Raw genomic sequence first — 4,995 nt, forward strand, 5'->3', positions numbered from 1 at the left:
CTTCTCCACCGAGCGCGCCATCGACGCGGCGATCGCCGCGTCGATGGCGCGCTCGGTGGAGAAGGGCACCAGCGAGTGCCCGCTCTCGTCGTCGGCGGCCGCGTGCATGGCGGCGACCGCCCGGCCGAGGTCCGCCACCACGGCGGCGATCTCCTCGGGGTCGTCGATGTCGGACCAGTCCAGGTCCACGGCGTACGGGGAGACCTCGGCGACCAGCTGCCCGGCGCCGTCCAGCTCGGTCCAGCCCAGCCACGGGTCGGCGTGCGCCTGTAGGGCACGCTGGGAGATGACCGTGCGGTGGCCCTCGTGCCGGAAGTAGCCGCGCACCGCCGGGTCGGTGAGGTGGCGGGAGACGGCCGGGGTCTGGCCCTGCTTCAGGTAGATCACCACGTCGTTCTCCAGGGCGTCGCTGTTGCCCTCGAGGAGGATGTTGTACGAGGGCAGCCCGGCCGAGCCGATGCCGATGCCGCGGCGGCCGACGACGTCCTTGACCCGGTAGGAGTCGGGGCGGGCCCTGCTGGCCTCGGGGAGGGTCCGCAGATAGCCGTCGAAGGCGGTCAGCACCTTGTCGCGGGTGGCCGCGTCCAGGTCGATGGCGCCGCCGCCCGGGGTGAAGCGGCGCTCGAAGTCACGGATCTCGGTCATCGAGGCCAGCAGCCCGAAGCGGGTGAGCGAGCGGGCCGTCCGCAGCGCGGCCAGCAGCGCGCCGTCGGCGGTGTCCAGGGTGAAGGGCTGGGCCTCGTCGCTGCGGGCGCCGGTCGCCAGCGCGTGGACGCGTTCCCGGTAGGCGGCGGCGCAGATCCGGACCAGCGCGGTGATCTGCTCGTCGCTGAGCGCCTTGGCGTAGCCGATCAGCGCGAGCGAGGCGGCCAGCCGCTTGAGGTCCCAGGTGAAGGGCCCGACGTACGCCTCGTCGAAGTCGTTGACGTTGAAGACCAGCCGGCCGTTGGCGTCCAGGTAGGTGCCGAAGTTCTCCGCGTGCAGGTCGCCGTGGATCCACACCCGGCCGGTCCGCTCGTCGAGGAAGGGGCCGCCGTGCTGCTCGTGCTCCAGGTCGGCGTAGAACAGGCAGGCCGAGCCGCGGTAGAAGGCGAACGCGGAGCCGGCCATCTTGCGGAACTTGACCCGGAAGGCGGCCGGGTCGGCGGCCAGCAGGTCGCCGAAGGCGGTGCCGAAGACGGCGAGGATCTGCTCGCCGCGCTCGTCGGCGGCGGGCTGCGGGACCGGCATGGCGGGGTGCCTCCTGGGGGCGGGGAGCATCCGGCGGGCGGGCCCTCCACGGGAGCGACCGCCACAGCGCGACCGTACTCCCGGGTGCGGCGTGGGTGTCGGTCGGGCGGTCTAAGGTTGAGGACCGCCCCCCGTCCGCGACCCCCGGAAGGCCCGCCACCGTGTCGAAGCCGCCCTTCACGCACCTGCACGTGCACACCCAGTACTCCCTGCTGGACGGTGCGGCGCGGCTGAAGGACATGTTCAACGCGTGCAACGAGATGGGCATGACGCACATCGCCATGTCCGACCACGGCAACCTGCACGGGGCGTATGACTTCTTCCACACCGCGAAGAAGGCCGGGGTCACGCCGATCATCGGCATCGAGGCGTACGTGGCGCCGGAGTCGCGGCGCAACAAGCGCAAGATCCAGTGGGGCCAGCCGCACCAGAAGCGGGACGACGTGTCCGGTTCGGGCGGTTACACCCACAAGACGATCTGGGCGGCGAACGCCACCGGGCTGCACAACATCTTCCGGCTGTCCTCCGACGCGTACAAGGAGGGGTGGCTTCAGAAGTGGCCCCGGATGGACAAGGAGACCATCGCCCAGTGGTCGGAGGGGCTGATCGCCTCCACCGGCTGCCCCTCCGGCGAGTTGCAGACCCGGCTGCGGCTCGGGCAGTTCGACGAGGCGCTGAAGTCGGCCTCCGAGTACCAGGACATCTTCGGCAAGGACCGGTACTTCCTGGAGCTGATGGACCACGGCATCGAGATCGAGCGCCGGGTCCGCGACGGGCTGCTGGAGATCGGCCGGAAGCTCGGCATCCCGCCGCTGGTCACCAACGACTCGCACTACACCTACGCGCACGAGGCGACCGCCCATGACGCGCTGCTGTGCATCCAGACCGGCAAGAACCTCTCCGACCCGGACCGCTTCAAGTTCGACGGCACCGGCTACTACCTGAAGTCCACCGACGAGATGTACGCCATCGACTCCTCGGACGCCTGGCAGCAGGGGTGCGCCAACACGCTGCTGGTGGCCGAGCAGATCGACACCGAGGGCATGTTCGTCGAGCGCAACCTGATGCCGAAGTTCGACATCCCGGAGGGGTACACCGAGGTCTCCTGGTTCCGCGAGGAGACCATGCGCGGGATGGAGCGCCGCTACGAGGGGAACATCCCGGAGGACCGGCTCAAGCAGGTCGAGTACGAGATGGACACCATCATCTCGATGGGCTTCCCCGGCTACTTCCTCGTGGTCGCCGACTTCATCATGTGGGCGAAGAACCAGGGCATCGCGGTGGGCCCGGGCCGAGGCTCGGCGGCCGGCTCGATCGTCGCGTACGCCCTCGGCATCACCGACCTCGACCCGATCACCCACGGCCTGATCTTCGAGCGGTTCCTCAACCCCGAGCGCATCTCCATGCCCGACGTCGACATCGACTTCGACGAGCGCAGGCGCGTCGAGGTGATCCGGTACGTCACGGAGAAGTACGGCGCCGACAAGGTCGCCATGATCGGCACCTACGGCACCATCAAGGCCAAGAACGCGATCAAGGACTCGGCGCGGGTGCTCGGCTACCCGTACGCCATGGGCGACCGGATCACCAAGGCGATGCCCGCCGACGTCCTCGGCAAGGGCATCCCCCTCTCCGGCATCCTCGACCCCTCGCACCCGCGCTACTCGGAGGCGGGCGAGGTGCGCGGGATGTACGAGAACGAGCCGGACGTGAAGAAGGTCATCGACACCGCGCGCGGCGTGGAGGGCCTGGTCCGGCAGATGGGCGTGCACGCGGCCGGCGTGATCATGTCCAGCGAGACCATCACCGACCACGTCCCGGTCTGGGTGCGGCACACCGACGGCGTCACCATCACGCAGTGGGACTACCCGAGCTGCGAGTCGCTCGGCCTGCTGAAGATGGACTTCCTCGGCCTGCGCAACCTCACGATCATGGACGACGCCGTCAAGATGGTGAAGGCCAACAAGGGCGTCGACATCGACCTGCTGGGCCTGCCGCTGGACGACCCGACGACCTTCGACCTGCTCCAGCGCGGCGACACCCTCGGCGTCTTCCAGTTCGACGGCGGGCCGATGCGCTCGCTGCTGCGGCTGATGAAGCCCGACAACTTCGAGGACATCTCCGCCGTCTCGGCCCTGTACCGGCCGGGCCCGATGGGCATGAACTCCCACACCAACTACGCGCTGCGCAAGAACGGCCAGCAGGAGATCACCCCGATCCACCCGGCCCTCGAGGAGCCCCTCAAGGAGGTCCTGGACGTCACCTACGGCCTGATCGTCTACCAGGAGCAGGTGCAGAAGGCCGCCCAGATCATCGCCGGGTACTCACTCGGCGAGGCCGACATCCTCCGCCGCGTGATGGGCAAGAAGAAGCCCGAGGAGCTGGCGAAGAACTTCGTCCTGTTCCAGGAGGGCGCCCGCCGGAAGGGGTACACCGACGAGGCGATCCAGGCCCTGTGGGACGTGCTGGTCCCCTTCGCCGGATACGCGTTCAACAAGGCGCACTCCGCCGCGTACGGCCTGGTCTCCTACTGGACCGCCTACCTCAAGGCGAACTACCCGGCCGAGTACATGGCCGCGCTGCTGACGTCCGTCAAGGACGACAAGGACAAGTCGGCCGTCTACCTCAACGAGTGCCGGCGCATGGGCATCAAGGTGCTGCCGCCGGACGTCAACGAGTCGCTGTCGAACTTCGCCGCCCAGGGCGACGACGTGATCCTCTTCGGCCTCTCCGCGGTGCGCAACGTCGGCACCAACGTGGTCGAGTCGATCATCCGGTGCCGCAAGGCCAAGGGGAAGTACGCCACCTTCCCCGACTTCCTGGACAAGGTCGAGGTGGTCGTCTGCAACAAGCGGACCATCGAGTCGCTGATCAAGGCCGGCGGCTTCGACACCATGGGCCACACCCGCAAGTCCCTGGTCGCCCACCACGAAGGCATGATCGACAACGTGGTGGCGGTCAAGCGCAAGGAGGCCGAGGGGCAGTTCGACCTCTTCGGCGGCATGGGCGAGGCCGCCGCCGGGGACGAGCCCGGCTTCGGCCTGGACGTCGAGTTCTCCGACATCGAGTGGGACAAGACCTACCTGCTCGCCCAGGAGCGCGAGATGCTCGGGCTGTACGTCTCCGACCACCCGCTCTTCGGTCTGGAGCACGTGCTCTCCGACAAGGCGGACGCCGGCATCCAGCAGCTCACCGGCGGCGAGCACTCCGACGGCGCGGTCGTCACCATCGGCGGCATCATCTCCGGCCTCCAGCGCAAGATGACCAAGCAGGGCAACGCCTGGGCCATCGCCACCGTCGAGGACCTGGCCGGCTCCATCGAGTGCATGTTCTTCCCCGCCACCTACCAGTTGGTCTCCACCCAGCTCGTCGAGGACACGGTCGTCTTCGTCAAGGGCCGCCTGGACAAGCGCGAGGACGTGCCGCGGCTGGTCGCCATGGAGCTGATGGTCCCCGACCTGTCGTCGGCCGGCGCCAACGCCCCGGTGGTGCTGACCATCCCCACCGTCAAGGTCACCCCGCCGATGATCAGCCGCCTCGGCGAGATCCTCACCCATCACAAGGGCAACACCGAGGTGCGGATCAAGCTCCAGGGCCCGCGCTCCACCACGGTGCTCCGGCTCGACCGGCACCGCGTCCAGCCCGACCCGGCCCTCTTCGGCGACCTGAAGGTGCTGCTCGGACCGTCCTGCCTGGCCGGCTGAGACCGCTTCCGGCCTCCGCCGGCCAGGCAGGACGGTCCGAGCAGCACCTTCAGGTCGCCGA

Annotated in this window: 2 protein-coding genes; one reads left to right on the top strand and one right to left on the bottom strand. The window is 68.9% G+C overall.

Features of this window, described 5'->3' with window-relative positions; translation table 11 throughout:
* On the bottom strand, window positions 1-1,230 hold a 1,230-nt coding region (locus C6N75_RS24595), incomplete at its 3' end, for a DUF2252 domain-containing protein (RefSeq protein ID WP_105871087.1).
* Between the two features lie 161 nt (window positions 1,231-1,391).
* On the opposite strand from C6N75_RS24595, the gene dnaE reads away from it, so the two are divergent.
* Window positions 1,392-4,934, top strand: coding sequence for a DNA polymerase III subunit alpha (gene dnaE, locus C6N75_RS24600; protein WP_105871088.1), 3,543 nt, complete (start codon window positions 1,392-1,394; stop codon window positions 4,932-4,934).
* Window positions 4,935-4,995: the final 61 nt, after the last annotated feature.

This window comes from Streptomyces solincola (assembly GCF_002982015.1).
In the GTDB taxonomy this organism is placed as follows: domain Bacteria; phylum Actinomycetota; class Actinomycetes; order Streptomycetales; family Streptomycetaceae; genus Streptomyces; species Streptomyces solincola.